The 16,177-nt window shown below is 64.7% G+C and carries 11 protein-coding genes; 3 read left to right on the plus strand and 8 right to left on the minus strand.

The annotated features are described in order from the left end of the window. Positions 1 to 99: 99 nt before the first annotated feature. The 3 genes from IPM16_17215 to IPM16_17225 form a co-directional block, all read right to left on the minus strand. The gene (locus IPM16_17215; GenBank protein MBK9124839.1) at positions 100 to 1,356 is read right to left on the minus strand and encodes a hypothetical protein; all 1,257 of its coding nucleotides are present in this window, start codon (positions 1,354 to 1,356) and stop codon (positions 100 to 102) included. Positions 1,357 to 1,459: 103 nt separating this feature from the next. After that, positions 1,460 to 3,265, minus strand: coding sequence for a GAF domain-containing sensor histidine kinase (locus tag IPM16_17220; GenBank protein ID MBK9124840.1), 1,806 nt, complete (start codon positions 3,263 to 3,265; stop codon positions 1,460 to 1,462). Positions 3,266 to 3,395: 130 nt separating this feature from the next. Continuing rightward, on the minus strand, positions 3,396 to 4,997 hold the full coding sequence (locus IPM16_17225) for a SpoIID/LytB domain-containing protein (protein MBK9124841.1): 1,602 nt from the start codon (positions 4,995 to 4,997) through the stop codon (positions 3,396 to 3,398). Positions 4,998 to 5,403: 406 nt separating this feature from the next. Between IPM16_17225 and IPM16_17230 the strand changes: the two genes are divergently transcribed. Then, a complete protein-coding gene (locus IPM16_17230) occupies positions 5,404 to 6,486 on the plus strand; it encodes an alanine--glyoxylate aminotransferase family protein (GenBank protein MBK9124842.1) in 1,083 nt (360 codons plus the stop codon). Positions 6,487 to 6,652: 166 nt separating this feature from the next. Continuing rightward, a complete protein-coding gene (locus IPM16_17235) occupies positions 6,653 to 7,621 on the plus strand; it encodes a phosphoglycerate dehydrogenase (protein MBK9124843.1) in 969 nt (322 codons plus the stop codon). Positions 7,622 to 7,924: 303 nt separating this feature from the next. Here the strand turns inward: IPM16_17235 and IPM16_17240 are convergent, their stop codons facing one another. The 3 genes from IPM16_17240 to IPM16_17250 form a co-directional block, all read right to left on the minus strand. After that, the gene (locus IPM16_17240; protein ID MBK9124844.1) at positions 7,925 to 8,941 is read right to left on the minus strand and encodes a hypothetical protein; all 1,017 of its coding nucleotides are present in this window, start codon (positions 8,939 to 8,941) and stop codon (positions 7,925 to 7,927) included. A gap of 98 nt (positions 8,942 to 9,039) precedes the next feature. Beyond that, the gene (locus IPM16_17245) at positions 9,040 to 10,563 is read right to left on the minus strand and encodes a hypothetical protein (GenBank protein ID MBK9124845.1); all 1,524 of its coding nucleotides are present in this window, start codon (positions 10,561 to 10,563) and stop codon (positions 9,040 to 9,042) included. A 137-nt stretch (positions 10,564 to 10,700) separates the two neighbouring features. After that, on the minus strand, positions 10,701 to 11,534 hold the full coding sequence (locus IPM16_17250) for a hypothetical protein (GenBank protein MBK9124846.1): 834 nt from the start codon (positions 11,532 to 11,534) through the stop codon (positions 10,701 to 10,703). A gap of 127 nt (positions 11,535 to 11,661) precedes the next feature. Here IPM16_17250 and IPM16_17255 point away from each other — a divergent pair, with 127 nt between their 5' ends. Then, positions 11,662 to 12,762: a Zn-dependent alcohol dehydrogenase gene (locus IPM16_17255; protein MBK9124847.1), complete on the plus strand. Its 1,101-nt coding sequence runs from the start codon at positions 11,662 to 11,664 to the stop codon at positions 12,760 to 12,762. A gap of 72 nt (positions 12,763 to 12,834) precedes the next feature. Here the strand turns inward: IPM16_17255 and IPM16_17260 are convergent, their stop codons facing one another. Both IPM16_17260 and glmS read right to left on the minus strand, forming a co-directional pair. Beyond that, positions 12,835 to 13,542, minus strand: a complete 708-nt coding sequence (locus IPM16_17260) for a hypothetical protein (protein ID MBK9124848.1) — start codon at positions 13,540 to 13,542, stop codon at positions 12,835 to 12,837. 301 nt (positions 13,543 to 13,843) lie between these two features. Next, positions 13,844 to 15,700: a glutamine--fructose-6-phosphate transaminase (isomerizing) gene (gene glmS, locus IPM16_17265; protein ID MBK9124849.1), complete on the minus strand. Its 1,857-nt coding sequence runs from the start codon at positions 15,698 to 15,700 to the stop codon at positions 13,844 to 13,846. Positions 15,701 to 16,177: the final 477 nt, after the last annotated feature.

A 16,177-nucleotide genomic window follows, 5' to 3' on the forward strand; every position in this document is an offset into this window, starting at 1 on the left:
CGAAATTGGCATGCGAGCATGCCAATTTCGCAGCGTTGGGTTCAAGGGGTGTTAATCCCTTGTGGAGGAGCGGAGGCGGAACCTCCGCAGCAGTTCCACTTATTCCGGCGGCTCGACCAACCACATGGCGGCGGTGCCGTCGAGGCTGCCGGAGACAAAGATGTTCGAGGCTTGCGGATGGATCGCCAGCGAAGTCACGACGTCGTTGTGCGCTTGAAACCGTGCCCGTTCCGCGCCGTCGTCGGGATCGGTGATCATGATCACGGTGTCCTCGCCGGCGGTAACGATCAGCGAGTCGTCCATGATCCACAGGATATCCACGATGTGACCGAAGTGCCGGTAACCGCTAAAGATCATGTCGCCGCTGGCGACATCGAACACCCAGAGCGTACCGGTGCGCTGGCCGACGGCGAGCCGCGAACCGGTCGAGTCGAACGCAAGGCTGCGGACGTCCGCCGGTTCGGCGATGAGTTCGGTGGTTGAGCCATCCGGCCGTGTCAGGACAAGCCCAGTGGTCGACATGCTTTCAGCCTTCAGCCCGCGTGCCCCGGTCGCCGTGACCGGCGCATTGAACGGCGGCACCTGGTAGTCGCCGGCGCGAAGTGACTCGATTTCACCGGTGGCGGCCACGTACCGGATGATCGTACCGTCGGCCGAAGCGGCATCGAGATAGTACGCTTCCTCAGCCAGCTCGACCGCGCGCACCGGCTGCGTGAACCCGACCAACTCAGCCACGGTATCGCCGGTTTCGCTGTCGCGGATGGTGACCTTGAGCGGCTCGATGCTGAACTCGAACGTGCCGCCGGGCTGAACGGGCGAGACGTCCGGCATGTCTTCCGTGAATACGGCGACCAGCAAGCGCAGTTCGGCGCCGTCGCGGTCCGTCACAGTTTGTGTGCTGAGGACCGGTCTGGGCTGGGGGACGGTGTCGAACGACGTGTCGGATGGGACGAATGCGACGTAGCGCGCCGAGACGTTGAAATTGCGCATCGCGCCACGCTCCGGTACCGGCCCGCCGATGGTGTAGAGCTGGCTTGGAGTGCCGTCGAGGCGGGTGGCGAGCGCCGTTCCGTCGGCGCGGCCGACCGCCAACCATGTCCCCGCTGGGCTGAACGCGAGCGCAGTCACGCCGTAGCCCATGCTGGCGACTTCGGGCGGCTCGGACCAGTCCTTTGCGTCGTAAACCGCGATGCCGGCGCTGCCGCCGACCACGAGGCGCTCGCCATCCGGCGACCACACCGCCGTATAGGCTTGTCCCAGCCCGTAGCGCACCTGCGGCACGACGACCAGCGGGTCGTCTTGGGCGCGCGTCGGGGTCATCACGACGAGCAGCACGATCAGGGCACGTATGATCATCGACACGAGAACCTCCCGCGTCACGACGTTGACGAGCACGATCACTCTCGCGAAGGGGCGTATAGCCCGCGTGGAGGTGTGGAGGCCTCGCCTCCACGCTCGGTTACACCGACGGGCTTTGGATCGTGCGCCCGAGTTTGGTCTGGCGGACGGCGTACTGCAATCGGCCTTCGCCGCCGGCGGCGCCCACCGGCACGGTGACCATCACGGCGGTGCCTTTGCCGGGGCGGCTTTCTAGCTTCAACGCCCCGCCGATCAGTTCGGCGCGTTCATGCATGTTGACCATGCCGAAGCTGCCGCGCTCGACGTACTTGTCCTGTACGGCGTCCACGTCGAACCCGACGCCGTTGTCTGCCACCCGGACGAGTACCTGATCGTTCTTGACGGCCACGTCGATCTTGATCATCTGCGCCTGCGCGTACTTGCGGGCGTTGCTGATCGCTTCCTCGATCAAGTAGAACAGCGCGTCCTGCGACTCCATCGGCAGCACGTGATCGACCTGCTCGTCGATGCGCAGCGTGATGTTCTGGGCGAACGTCTTGCGCGTTTTCTCGACCAACTGGGCGAGCGCGACGCTCAACCCCTGCGATTCGAGGGCGAGCGGGCGCAGCTTGAACAGCACATGGCGAATCTCGGCGGTGGCTTGCTTGGCCATGTCCTCGACGGCTTCGATCTCCGGCTTGAGCTTGTCGATCTGGCCGCGGTCGAGCAGCATCTTGAGGATGCCGGTGCGCATCGTCACGGCGCTGATCGTCTGCGTCGGTATGTCGTGCAGGTCGCGCACGAGCGCCTGCCGCGCGTTCTGCTCGAGGCGCACGATGCGCTCCTTTTCGAGGAGCAAATTACCGTAAAGCGAGGCGTTCTGCAGCGCGACGGTCACCTGCGTGGCGATGGTCTGGACGATGTCGAGAATGTCGGAGTTGAACGCGTCTTCGTCCGACGTGCCGAAGACGAGCACGCCGTAGTTGATGTACTCGGCGCGCAGGGGCACGGCCATCGTCGAGCGGGTACGCGCAAAGGCGACCATTTCGGCCAGTTCGGGGTCTTTCGGCCCCGGCCCGCCGATCACCGCGACGCCTTCGGACATCGCCCCGCCAATGACACCCGAGCGCGCCGCGAACAGCTTATCCAGCTCGTAGTGCGCCAGCCCGCGGTTGTTGACGATCTGAAGCTGCTCGTCGGAATCACGCACCAGCAGAACCATACCGACCACACGCACGTTCGATGCGCGGCGGAGGCCCAGCCGGCCGATGTCGAGCGCGGCGTCGAGGATTTTCTGATAACTGGTGGTATTCAGTGACGTCGCAACCGAGACAACCGCCCGTGTGCCTTCACGGATGGTCGCCAGCTCGTTTTCAAGGCGATCCACAATCTTCTTGAACTGGCGCGTGTTCTGCCCGCGGTGGTTGAGGTCCGCCCAATTCCACAGCCCGGCGAGCGTTACAGCCACGATCGCGACCAGCGCGACTTCCCAGTAGGACTGGAGCGAGTCGACGATGCCGCCGTAGGCGAACACGACGCCGACCGCCGCCGCCAACACGGTGCCAAATGCGACCAGCACGCCCCACGGCCATTCCGTGCGGCTGATTCCGATCAAGGCGACGACCCCAGCGGCGAGCAGCACGGGAAGCGGCCTGCCCTGTACCATATAGGCCACCGCCCCGACGGTACCCCAGTCGGCAGTGATTTGAAGCACGGTCAGGCTGCTTTGAAGACCCCGCCCCACAATGCCCAGCGCCACGAGGCTGTTGGTCACCAGAATGACCACTCCGCCCAGCAGCAGCACGTTCGAGTCGAACGTTAAGCCTGCGCCGGGGTCCAACAGCGGCAGTGCGACGGCGGCGGCGGCGGCCAACAGTCGCAGCAGCATGGCTGCCCATTGCATGGTCTGGCTTTGCGGATTATCCATCAAGCGCACATTTGCCCGGGGACTGATGTCCCTATTATACGGGGCGAGTCCCGCATGCCGGATAGGAGATTTCTCATCGTCCGATCAGCCGTCCGTCACGCTTACCTGACATCGACATAGTACCCGGACGCTAGTTTACCAGCGTGAACGTGTTCGGCGCACTTTTTACCTTGCCGTTCTCGTTGAACGCAACGACCTTCCACGTGTACGGCACGCTCGCCTGCAGCGCCACGCCGAGGCTGTCGATCGGCACGACACAGGTCGACGAGCAGTTGAACGAGAGAGGCGGTTCCTTGGCCTTGTAAACCGCCGTTCCGGCCGGGTCTTTGATGACGACCTTGTACAGGTCGGCACCGCTCGCCGCCGTCCAGATCAGGCTTTGCCCGGTAGCCGGTACGTCCCCAATAGGGGCGATCAGCGTGGGCGTTTCCGGCAGGTCGATGGCCAAGAAACTGACCGACTTCGTCCACTTGCTGTAGCGGTCCACGCCGTCGAACTGCCGCGCGCGCAGATACCACCGTCCGGCGGGCAAGCTCACCGGGATGAGTGGATCCTGCGCGAGGCTCGCGCCGTTGTCGAACTCGGGCGAAGTGAACGCGGCGCTGTTGTCGATCTGGATATGGAATGCGGCGTCATAACCTTCGACGTAGTTGCTGTCCCCTTCGGCGACCAGCACGGTAATGTCCAGCCCATAGCTCAAGCCGGCCAGCGGAGAGAGCACGGTTGGCTTGCCCGGTACCGGCACGATGCACGGCACGCTAGCGTCACCTGTCGGCTGATACTTGAGCTTTACGTCATCGATCAGATAGGCGGCAAGTCCATCGTCGCTCATGCCCGAGAACTCGACGCGAATCCCGCCCCAACCTGCCGGCGTCACCGCCCAAACGGTGTGCTTGATCGGGGGCGAGTTGGGCGGCACGGTGAAGGAGCAGTTGGCGATAGTCTGTGCGCCGTCCGCGCGTTGGAGGCGTACGCGCATGGTTTTGGCCTGCGCGCTGCTGTTGCCGAGTTTTACGACCAGCTTGAGTTTGGAGTTCGCGCTGATAATCGTCGGGATGTCCTGCCTTAGGATCGCCGGGTTAGGCGAACCAACGCCGCGATAAAAGTTGAACACGCCGCTCAACACGGTCGTGCCTTGCGCGCCGGTCACCAGCCATTCGCTTGTACCGGCGTCGAACGACGGGTTCTTGACGACGTTGGTGCCGACCGGGATATCGGCCGTCTGCAGGATGTCGATCGGCTGGAAGTACTGGGTGACAATCTCGGGCCACAGCGCGCCCAAGTCGGCCATGTCCTTGGTGCCCCACTGCGGCATGCAGCGCGGGAAGTTGTAGGCGTCGCACAGCGCCTGCGTGCTCAGAAAATGAGTTTCCTGCACGATCCCGTTGAACGTGGCGCGATAGGGCCATGTGTGATCTACGGCGGCGTTAGTGGTCGGCTTGGCGCTGTTGGGGAAGAACACCATGTCGCAGGTGTTGTCCACGACATCGACGCCCTCGGGGCGTGCGCCGGGGGCAAGCCGCACCACGTTGTAGCGCCACCATCCGAACATCTTGACGGCGATCGCGCCAGCACGCAGGGATTCCGTCGGCCAAGCGTTGGGCCATTCGTTCGGGAGTACGTTCTTCACGTACTCGCGAAAGTCCATCTCGATGATCTCGGTGATTTCCTTATCGTTGGCCAGCCAATCGCCGCAGTGGATGTAGGGCGTGATCCCGACCCGGATGGTCATCGGGAAGGCGATGTGCGAGATGTTGCGCGGTTCGCTCCCCGCCTCACGCAGGGCGAACGCCTCCGCGTCGAGCTGGCGCGCGGCGGCGATGTCTTCGGCCGTGCGTTCGATCGGGAATTCGGGTGGGGACTTCGGCACGGACGGTTGAGCAGCAACCGGCACAATCCCAAGCAGTATCACAGCGATCAGCACGGCGGAAAGACGGGTCATCAATCGGCGTCCCCTCTACGTAGTTCACCGCCTATTATACGGTACGCCGCGCTGCGACCCTAAACCACGCCTCAATTGTGCGGATCACACGAAACAGTCTCGGCAATCAATCCCCTTATCATCGCGGCGGCGCGTGTGATAGACTCCGCTCGTTACACTCATCACAAACGCCAGTCTTTGGCAGCATGGAGGTCCGATGAGCACACACAAGCGACTGGTAATTCCCGGCCCGGTGGAAGTCCGCGAGGAGATTTTGCAGGCGCAGACGCAGTGGATGATCGGGCATCGCTCGACCGCCTTCGCCGACCTCTACGCGCGCATGCAGACCAAGCTCAAGCACGCGTTCCAAACCGAGAACCGGGTCATCTTGCTCGGCTCGTCCGGTACGGGCCTATGGGAAGGCGCATCGCGCAACTGCATCCGTGACGACAAGCCCGTTCTGCACCTGATCGGCGGCGCGTTCAGCGAGCGCTGGGCCGAGATCAGCAAAGCCAACGGCAAGCAAGTCGATACCGTCGAGGTCGAGTGGGGACAGGCCCATACGCCGGAGATGGTCGCCGAGGCGCTGGCCAAGAAGACGTATGACGCGGTGTGCGCCGTCCACAACGAGACGAGCACCGGCGTCACCAACCCGATCAAGGCCATTGGCGAGGTCGTGCGCCAGTACGACGACACGTTGTTCTTGGTCGACACCGTCAGCGGATTTCTCGGCGCCGAACTGCGCGTCGACGAGTGGGGCATCGACTTCGCGCTGACCAGTTCGCAGAAGGCATTCGCCCTGCCGCCCGGCTTGGCGTTCGCGTCGGTCAGCGAGCGGGTCCTCGCCCGCGCCAAGCAGGTCCCCTTCCGCGGCTACTACTTCGACCTGATCGAGATCACCAAGAGCGGCGACAAAAACAACACGCCGTCGACGCCGCCCGTCAGCTTGATGTTTGCCGCCGACAAGCAGTTGGACGACATCATGGCCGAAGGGTTGGAAAACCGCTGGGCGCGTCATCTCACCATGCGCGAGATGACTCACCAGTGGTCGGACAGCCGCGGGTTCGGCGTCTTTGCCGACCGCGCCTATGCCAGCCCGACCGTTACCACCGTCGACAACCGCACCAAACAGATCGACGTGGATGCGATGGCCAAGTTCATGTCGGGCAAGAACTTCAGCATGGACAAGGGGTACGGCAAGATCAAGGGGCCGACCTTCCGCATCGCGCACATGGGCGACATGCAGATCGGCACGCTCGAAGAAGTCCTGTCCGGCCTCGACGAATTCATCGGCGCGTAGAGTTCGCGTTCCCCTCACCCCCTGACCTCCTCGCCCCTTGCGGGCGAGGAGGAAGCCGTACGTTCTAGATACGCCCTCAACCCGATTGTACTTCTCCCCTCTCCCCTCAGAGGGAGAGGGGGCGGGGGTGAGGGGGCAGCAAACCAACACAAGGAGACACACACCCATGCCGTTTCACGTCCTGATTTCGGACAACGTCGACAAGCGCGCGATTGCGCTGCTGCAGGAGAAACCCGACTTGCGCGTGACGGCGGGTGGAGACCTGTCGCGCGAGCAAACGATCGCCGCGCTGCCTGAGGCCGATGCGCTGATCATTCGCAGCGCGACAAAGGCCAACGCCGAACTCCTCGGCTATGCATCCAAGCTCAAGGTGATCGCCCGTGCCGGAGTCGGTGTCGATAACGTCGACCTGAACGCGGCGACCGACAAGGGCATCGTCGTAATGAACACGCCTGATGGCAACACCATCAGCACCGCCGAGCACACCTTCGGCCTGATGCTGTCGCTGGCGCGGCACATTCCGCAGGCGCACGCCAGCCTCGCCGGCGGCGCATGGGACCGCAAGAGTTTCACCGGTCTGGAGCTGCGCGACAAGACGCTCGGCATCGTCGGTTTTGGGCGCATCGGGCGTGCTGTCGCCAAGCGCGCGCTGGCCTTCGAGATGAACGTGATCTCGTACGACCCGTTTGTGCTGCCGGACATGGCTGCCGATATGGGCGTGACGATGGTCTCGCTCGATACGCTGTTCGCGCAGAGCGATTTCATCAGCCTGCACACGAGTGTGAACGACGAGTCGCGCTACATGGTCGACGCCAAGAGCATCGCCAAGATGAAGGACGGCGTGCGCCTGATCAACGCGGCGCGCGGTGTGCTCATCCGCGACACCGATTTGGCTGACGCAATCAAGAGCGGCAAGGTGGCGGGCGCGGCGCTCGACGTCTTCGAGCCTGAGCCGCCCGCGACCGACAACCCGCTGATCGGCCTGCCGGGTGTCATTCACACCCCGCACCTGGCCGCCAGCACCAAAGACGCGCAGAACAACGTGGCGATCGACGCGGCGCAGTTGGTGATCGACGCGCTGATGCTGGGCCGCTACGCCAACGTCTGCAATCCGGCGGTGCTGCAAACGCACTAGGCAGGGTTCAGGAGTCAGTTGTCAGTTTTCAGACGTCAGGACTCAGGAGTCAGACGTCAGTTCGAAGGACGGCTCAGGTCGGGCCGTCCTTTGTGATTCGAGGAGCGTGCAGGATCAGCCCGCAGGGCTTTGAACGTGTTCGCCGGGCGTTTCAACGCTCGGCGGGAGCGCAGGACTCAGGAGTCAGACGTCAGTTCACGGGACGGCTCAGGTTGGGCTGTCCTTTGTGATTCGAGGAGCGTGCAGGATCAGCCCGCAGGGCTTCGAACGTATTAGCCGGGCGTTTCAAGGCGTGTCCGAAAATCAACGAAAGAGGGTGGCTAAGGCGCCAAGTGGGCGGTTGAGCATGCGGTTGAGATAGAGGCCGATGTTGTAAGCGGCGGTTTTGGCGGCTAAGCGGGTGAGTTGTCCCCACCGTGAGTGGGCCAGTAGCCGTTTGAAGCCGAACACGTTGTCCAGGCGGGCGAACACCGTTTCTACGATCTGCCGGTGCGAGGCTAGCCAACGGTGCTGCGCCGCACTCCACGTGCCGGGCTCGTTAGGCGGCGGCGGGGCCAACACGCGTGCGCCATAGGCCTGCTGCCATTGCTGCCGCCAACGCCGCCCATTGAACCCGCGGTCGGCTAGATAATCGCCGCTCAATGTTTCGCCTACTGCAGCCCAGCCAAACAGATGCGTGGCTGCAGGCGGCGTAGTGCGTGGTTTGTTGCCATCCCGTGGGCGCTGTTTCGGTTCGTGCAGCGCGTCCCCACCTGCCCGTCGGTTCAACAACGCTTCTAACAACCAGCGGTCGTTCACATTCGCGCCTGCCGCAATCCAGCCTCGAATAACGCCGCTAGGGCTCACCGCCATAAGCACCCGCTCGCCCCACACGAAGCGCCCGTAGCTGCCTCGTCCCCGACGGCTTTGCCAGGTCCAATGGGTGGACTGACGCTGGGCTTGGCCATTGCTGAGACTGGGTACAGGCACGCTGTCCACGCTCTCATAGAGTTCATCTGCGCCGCGCAATTGCTCGGCTACAAGCTGTTGCAGCCTCACAAAGCCACCCCACAAACACCGCACCCGCCGATTGAACGCACTTCGCCCCAACATGGTCGGGAACAAACCGCGTAAATGCCGCTGCACGTAAGCGACCACTTCCCGTTCTGAGCGCCACGGCATTCCCGCCTGCCATTGCCCCGCCAGCGCAACGGTCAGCACCTCGCTGTCGCTCATTCTCATTCTGCCACCGCGGTGCCGCTGCATCGATTCGGCGATTTCAGCTTTGTACCAGTCATCGACCAGTACGTATAATGTCGTGAAGATGGTGTCCATATCCATCGCTGATCTCCTTGTTGGCGCAAGAGATTCTAGCGCTTATGGACACCTTCTCTATTTTCGGACACGCCTGTAAGCCCTTTGGAATACGCGTTTTTGCCTCAGCGCCACGCCAGCGGCACGGCGACGCGGAAGCCCTCGAGGAAGCCTTGCGCATCGAGGACGACTCCGCCGAGCCGGTCGCGCTGGGTGCCGTCGGGGTCGACCACCACCACGTCGACGTACGGACGCGGCGAGGTCTCGGTCGTCTGCTTGTACTGGATCAGGGCGACGGCGCCGTCTGCGCGCACGGCCATCGTAGCCGCATACTGTCCGCGCGCGACGAGTGTCTCGACGCCGCTTTGGAGGTCGAGGCGATAGAGCGACGTATCGCGCCCGGCCGCGCCGCCCGTAGTATACAGCAGCGCGGTGCTGTCGAGCGTGAAGCCCATCGCGCGTACGGCATCCCCGGCGCGGTTGATGGGGATGCGAATGGGCGGTCCGGCGGCAGAGACGTCAAGCACGGCCAGTTCAGCCCCTTCAGGCGCATTGACGCCCAGCGCCCAATAACGGCCGTTGGGCGACCGCAGCGCCGTGGCGATGTCCCCCAGCGCATAGCGCAGCGGCACATAGCGGCGTACCGTCGCCGCACGGTTGATGATCGGCTCGGCGCTCGGGTCGGCTGCAAGCAGGTCGATGGTGTAGACGGACGCGGAATCGCGGGCCAAGCCATCCGACGCCGAGAAGACGATAGCGCTGCCGTCGCGCGTCGCGGCGATCATGTAGGTTTGGGTCGCGGGGAAATAGCCGCCCGCCTGCGCGCCGCTGGCCAGCAGGGTCGAACTGCGCGAGGCCCGGTCGACCAGATAGACCTGCCAGCGCACCTGCCCCGTCCGTGCACGGCAGCGTTCGCCCATCACCACCGCGATCGCGTCTTCACCGACGGCCGTGATTGCCCCGCCGGTGAAGCGGCACCCCGCCACGGCCGTGATCGAGCTGACCTCGCGCCCGGTGCCGCCGTCCCACGACGACACCGCGACTTCGGTGACCTGATCGCTGGCATTTGGGAAGAACTGCAAATACAGCAGTTCGTCGTTTTCTAGCGTAAACGCGGCGACACGCTCGAACTCTGCTTGCGGTTGGAGCGAGTCTGTGTCGATCACGCGCAGGGTGCCGGTGATGTTCTCGAGATTCTCGTCGTAGTTGGCGAAGTCGATGTATGCCATCTGCGCACCGTTCGGCGAATACGCGAAGTTCTCGAGCGCACAGGTGAGTTTGTGGGTCACCGCGACGACCTGCGGCGCGCCGAGGTCGGTCATCTGGTACAGCGTGCCGCGGTCGATGCCGGCGGAGGGCTGGCTGGCGAAGAAGGCGAAGCGGCGGCCATCGGTGCTAGTGGGTCGGCTCGAACAGCGCTGCACGCCGATGGTGGCCGTGTCGAACTCCAGCAGCGTAGACACCGTGCCGTTGGGCAGCACGGCCGCGACCTCGCTGGGGAACCCAGCGGGCCGGGTGTCAGGCGCGATGCCTTCGGAGATCCAGACTACCAGCGCGCCGGTCGTGGGCGCGGAGGGCGTCTGCTGTGCGGCGGCAGGCACCACGACGAACGCGATCAGCAGCAGAGACAAGCTGAGGCGTCGAATCACATTGGGGATCCTCTACAGGCTGCGAGTGCTTTCGATGATACCGCGTCCCGCAGGCGATTGCACCGCGGCACCCGGATTGAGACGAAAACTCCCCTGCCCGAACGCGAGCAGGGGAGCGGTGTACCTTGCCTCGTCGACTAGAACAGGCGCAGGACGCGCAGCGCGCTGATCAGGAGGGACGCGGCCGATGCCTCCGGCTGTGCCGAGTCCAGCTCGCCGGACGGTTCGTTGCCCGGCAGCCACGAGCGCACCGCCGAGTACTTGCCGCCAAATGCGCACTCGAACATCTTGCCTTCGCCGTCCGGCCCGACCAGCACGCGATACAGCCCGTTCGCCTGCCGCCAAAGCTGAATCGAGATGAACAGGTCGCTCTCTTCGATCAGCAGCGGGGTACCCGGCGTGTAATCGAGGTCTTCAAGCTCGGCCGCAGACACGCGGATGGCGAGCTGACCGCGATCGCTCGAGTCGATCGCCCAGATTTCGATCGCGCCGCGTGTCACATAGACCGCCGCGGCGACCTCACCCGGGCCGAAGCACGCGCGCCCGCTGACCAGCACCGGCGTATCGTCGTCATCATCATCGTCGTCGTCGCCGGTCGGGTCGCAGTTGATCGTATCGCCCACGGTGACGCTGTTGTACTGCTCGAACCCGGTCGACACGAACACCGAGATGACGTGATCCCCTGAGGTGAACGGGAACGGCGAGAGCTGGGAGCCCGAATCGGTCGCGGTGACCTCCAGCGTCGTGTAGGTCTGATTGAACCCGCTGCCGTTGGCGATCAGCTGGCCGTCGACCGTGACGCTCCAGCTGTAGTCTGTGAACGACGGCACCTCGTACACCACCGCCACGCCGCTGCATGTGTACTGCTCGCTCACGATGACGACGCCGTTGACTCCGGCCGACGCGACCGTCACGCCAAGCAGCAGAGCAGCAAAGACAGCCGCAATCGTCAGAATGCGGAACTTCTTCATGGATGACACCTTTCAGCCAGAATGAGTCGATTTCCTCATAGTACTTGGGTCTGGGGGAATGTCAAATTGAGGTTGGGCTATACTCTCGCCACATACCGTCTACCATCCCCCGCCGGAGATCCGCCGCATGAAGACCCGCGCCGCCGTCCTAACCGCACCCAACCGCCACTTTGAGGTCGTCACGTTGGACTTGCAGCCCCCACGCGAGGGCGAGGTGCTGGTGCAGATCAAGGCGTGCGGAGTCTGCCATTCCGACTGGCACGTGGCGACCGGCGACACCAAACAGCCGATGCCGTGCGTCACCGGCCACGAAGGCGCCGGCGTGATCGTCGAGGTCGGGCAGAACGTGCGCGACCTGAGCGCGGGCCAGCACGTGATGCTGAGCTGGGCGCCCGACTGCGGCGAATGTTTCTACTGCCTGCGCGGCCAGCCCAACCTGTGCACGACCTACACCGATCCACTGTGGGAAGGCGTGATGCTGGACGGCACGCCGCGCCTGAGCTGGGACGGCAGGCCGGTGTATCACTACTGCGGGCTGGCGGCGTTCAGCGAGTACGCCGTGGTGCCGGCGCCCGCGTGCATCCCCCTGCCGGACGACATGCCGCTGGCCCCCGCCGCGCTGGTCGGATGCGCGGTGGCGACCGGTGTCGGCGCGGCGCTGTACACCGCGCACATCCGCCCCGGCGAGAGCGTGGTGGTTTACGGCGCGGGCGGAGTCGGACTGAACGCGATCCAAGGCGCGGCGCTGTGCGGGGCGTATCCGATCGTCGCCGTCGACCTCGGCGCAGAAAAAGAAGGCATTGCGCGGGTGATGGGAGCGACTCATTTCGTACAAGGCGGCGCGGGGGCCATCGAGGCGATCCGCACGCTGACCGGCGGGCGCGGCGCCGACCACGTGATCGAGACGGTGGGGGCCACGGCGGTGCAGGAACAGGCGCTCGGCGCGGTGCGCCCCGGCGGCGTGCTGACGCTGGTCGGGCTCTCGCCGATGGGCAGCGGGACGAACCTGCCCGGCGCGTTGATCGTGCGCAAGGAGTTCACGATCAAGGGGAGCTACTACGGATCGGTCAGCCCGCGCCGCGACTTCCCGCACTTCGTGGACCTGTATCAGACGGGCCGACTCAAGCTGGACGAGCTGATCGCGCGGACGTACCCGCTGGACGATGTCAACACCGCCTTCACCGACATGCTCGCCGGCGCGCCGGGCCGCGGTGTCGTGGTGTTCTGAGGGGCAAGTCTTGGAGGCGCTGCCTCCACACCTCCGCCAGAAGGCTTTCGCCCTCTGGACTCCTCCCCTCCACTACCCCACACCCGCCGGGGCGGCGGTGAACTCGCGGCGGATGGCGTCGATGCCGGCGTTGATCGGCGCGACGCTGCGCTCCCCGAACGCGGCAAAGATGCGGCTGAACGGCACGCCCAGCACCTTGTTACGGTAACGCCGCGAGCCGAAATACGCCTCGACATCCTCGACGCGGCCGTGATCGGCCACCAGAATGCTCGGTGTGTACTGCGAGAAGGCGTTGTGCCGGCCATCCCATGCGTTGGTCGAATTGCGATGCACGCCGTACCCGACCGTCAGCCCTTCCTGCGCCAGCCGAGCCTTGCCGGCGATCAGCAGCGGCGTGTCGACAATGAAGCTGTCGATCTCGTACCAGTGGTCGCCGATCCGCACATCGACGTTGCTGTGCGACACAGCGCCCGGGACGAGCCGGTAGATCGACGCCGGCATCAGGCCGCTCAGCACCGACTTCGAGATAACGACGAAGTGGTGATACGCCTCGATCTCGACGGCGTTCAGCAGTGCGACCAGCAGCCGCGCTTTGGTCGTGCAGCATCCGACACCGGCGGCCAACGCGTCTTCGGGCAGGTCGTGGTCGAAGTGCGTGGTGAATCCGAACTTCACACAGTCGCGGACGTAGTCGTGCAGCATCACCGCGCGGTCGCGCTCGGTGGTGGCGCGCTCGGTGATCTGCTTGGCGAGGTCGGTGAGGAACTGGGCGGATGTCATCGCGCGCCTCCTTCGGCATCGGGGGACGGGCGCGGACGCGGGCATGTGCCGGCACAAGTCACCCCTATTCTCAGGATAGCGCGCGTCAACCCACCCGGCAGAGTGGCGGATGTCACGTCGCGGGGGTATGCGTTGTCATAGGCTTTTGGGCGCTGCCCAAACCCGCCAGAAGGCTTACGCCCTCTGGTCTCCCTTCCCGCGAAAGTGGGCCGCATGCGGCCCACTTTCGCAGTGATGGGGTCAAGGGGTGCAAACCCCTTGTGGAGGTGTGGAGGCAAAGCCTCCGCAAATCCTTTCCCTTCTATTCCACCGTGACGCTCTTGGCGAGGTTGCGCGGCTGATCGACGTCGGTGCCGCGCCACACGGCGATGTGATACGCCAGAAGCTGCATCGGCAGCGCGGTCATCACCGGGCTGAGCATCGGCGGGCACGGTGGCAGATACAGCACGTCATCGGCCTTGCTGGCGATGAACGTGTCGCCTTCGGTCGCCAGCGCGATCACGCGCCCGCCGCGCGCCTTGACCTGCTCGATCTGCGAGATCATCTTGTCGTACAGCGCGTCCTGCAAGGCGATGGCCACCACCGGCAGGTGTTGGTCGATCAGCGCGATCGGCCCGTGCTTCATCTCGCCGGCGGGGTAGCCCTCGGCGTGGATGTAGCTGATTTCCTTGAGCTTGAGCGCGCCTTCGAGCGCGATCGGGTATTGGATGCCGCGGCCGAGGTACAGGAAGTCGCGCGCTTCGAACAGCGTGCCGGCCAGTGCGTGAATCGCGTCATCCAGCGCCAGCGTCCGGCCGAGGATGTCGGGCAGCTTGGCGAGGTCGTCGATGGCCTCCAACTGCGCCTCGGCGCTGAGCGTGCCGCGCGCCGCGCCGAGCGTCACCGCCAGCAGGTACTGATCGACGATGCTGGCCGTGAACGTCTTGGTCGACGCCACGCCGATCTCCGGCCCGACATTCATCGCCACATAGCCGTCGGCCATGCGCATCGCCTGCGAGCCGATCACATTGACGATGCTCCACACCGTGGAATTAGCCGCTTTGGCGTGTTCCATCGCGGCCAGCGTGTCGACCGTCTCGCCGCTTTGGGTGATCGCCAGCACGGCGGTCTGCGGCGTCAGCAGCGGATCGCGGTAGCGGTACTCGCTGCCGTATTCGACCTCGACCGCCACGCGCGCCAGCTTCTCGAGGTAGAACTTGCCGACCAGCGCGCTGTAGTAGCTCGTGCCGCACGCCACGCTGACGATCCGGTTGATCGCATTGGCGCGCTCCGGCGTCAGCGGCAGATCACTCAGCACGACCGTCCCGCGCTCGCGATCGACGCGCCCGGCCAGCGTATCGGTGATCGCCCGCCCCTGCTCGAAGATTTCTTTCTGCATGAAGTGCTTGAAATTACCCTTGGCCGCGCTCACCGCGTCGAACGCGATGTGATGCACCTGTGGATCGACCGGCGCGCCGTCCAGCCCAAGCACCGACACACCGCTCGCGCGCACCACCGCCATCTGCCGGTGCTCGAGGTAGATCATGCGGCGCGTGTGCTCCAGAATGGCCGGGATGTCGCTGGCGATGAAATTCTCGCCCTCGCCCAACCCGACCGCAACGCCGCCCGCATTGCCGATGCGCACCGCGATCAGCACGTCGGGCTTGCGCACAGGCAGCACGACGATCGCATGTGCGCCGGTCAACCGCGACACCGCCTGCCGCACCGCGCTCACGATCTGCGCCTCGTCGTCCGTGCCCGTGACCTCGGCGTACTTCTCGATCAAGTGCACGATCACTTCAGTGTCGGTCTCGCTGGCGAACGTCACGCCTTCTGCGCTCAGCTCGTCCTTCAGCACCAGATAGTTCTCGACAATGCCGTTGTGCACCAACACGAAATCGCCGTTCATGCTCACGTGCGGATGCGCGTTGCGCTCCGCCGGCACGCCGTGGGTCGCCCAGCGCGTGTGCCCGATGCCGATCTGCCCGTCTACCGGGTCGCGCTCCACGCGCACCCGCAGATTCGTCAGCTTGCCGACGTCGCGCCGCACCTGCACGCCGTGCCCATTCTGCACCGCCAAGCCCGCGCTGTCATACCCGCGGTATTCCAGCCGCTGCAATCCGTCCAAGATCAGCGGCGCCGCGTCGCGCGGGCCGACATATCCCACAATGCCACACATTCGGGGTCCCTCCCTGTGGTGTGGATGTCGCGGGGCTTCGCCCCACACCCCAGCAGGGACTTACGCCCCTGCACCCCTGTCCTGCATGTGCGCTGCGCGCACATGCGGAAATGGGGTCAAGGGGTGCAAACCCCTTGCGGAGGGGTGGAGGCAGCGCCTCCACAACACCACAATCCGAGTCATGGATGTTCACGCGCGGCGGAGGTTGGGCCTGCGGTCACCCGCGGGGTTTGAGCCGTCGCTGGAATTGGGGAGGGAGTACACGGGAGGGTGAACGCCCCCCGGGCGGCATCCGTTGATCGTCGATAAACCGCCACCTCGTCACCCGCCGGCGGGGATGCCGGTGGGCCAAACGCTATGTCCCCTCGTACTGCTGTGTCCGCGGCCTCTGTCCGCGCAGATTAGTCGATGGGACTATGGTACGCGGGATGTCCGCGCGCGTCAATGAAGGGGGACGCGAGAGGGAAAAGGTCGAAG

It is taken from the genome of Candidatus Flexicrinis affinis (assembly GCA_016716525.1).
Classification (GTDB): domain Bacteria; phylum Chloroflexota; class Anaerolineae; order Aggregatilineales; family Phototrophicaceae; genus Flexicrinis; species Flexicrinis affinis.

Bases quoted from the DNA above. Each gene is read 5' to 3' on its own strand.
- IPM16_17215 (MBK9124839.1), bottom strand. From the start codon at position 1,356: ATGATCATACGTGCCCTGATCGTGCTGCTCGTCGTGATGACCCCGACG.
- IPM16_17220 (MBK9124840.1), bottom strand. From the start codon at position 3,265: ATGGATAATCCGCAAAGCCAGACCATGCAATGGGCAGCCATGCTGCTG.
- IPM16_17225 (MBK9124841.1), bottom strand. From the start codon at position 4,997: ATGACCATCCGGGTCGGGATCACGCCCTACATCCACTGCGGCGATTGG.
- IPM16_17230 (MBK9124842.1), top strand. From the start codon at position 5,404: ATGAGCACACACAAGCGACTGGTAATTCCCGGCCCGGTGGAAGTCCGC.
- IPM16_17235 (MBK9124843.1), top strand. From the start codon at position 6,653: ATGCCGTTTCACGTCCTGATTTCGGACAACGTCGACAAGCGCGCGATT.
- IPM16_17240 (MBK9124844.1), bottom strand. From the start codon at position 8,941: ATGGATATGGACACCATCTTCACGACATTATACGTACTGGTCGATGAC.
- IPM16_17250 (MBK9124846.1), bottom strand. From the start codon at position 11,534: ATGAAGAAGTTCCGCATTCTGACGATTGCGGCTGTCTTTGCTGCTCTG.
- IPM16_17255 (MBK9124847.1), top strand. From the start codon at position 11,662: ATGAAGACCCGCGCCGCCGTCCTAACCGCACCCAACCGCCACTTTGAG.
- IPM16_17260 (MBK9124848.1), bottom strand. From the start codon at position 13,542: ATGACATCCGCCCAGTTCCTCACCGACCTCGCCAAGCAGATCACCGAG.
- glmS (MBK9124849.1), bottom strand. From the start codon at position 15,700: ATGTGTGGCATTGTGGGATATGTCGGCCCGCGCGACGCGGCGCCGCTG.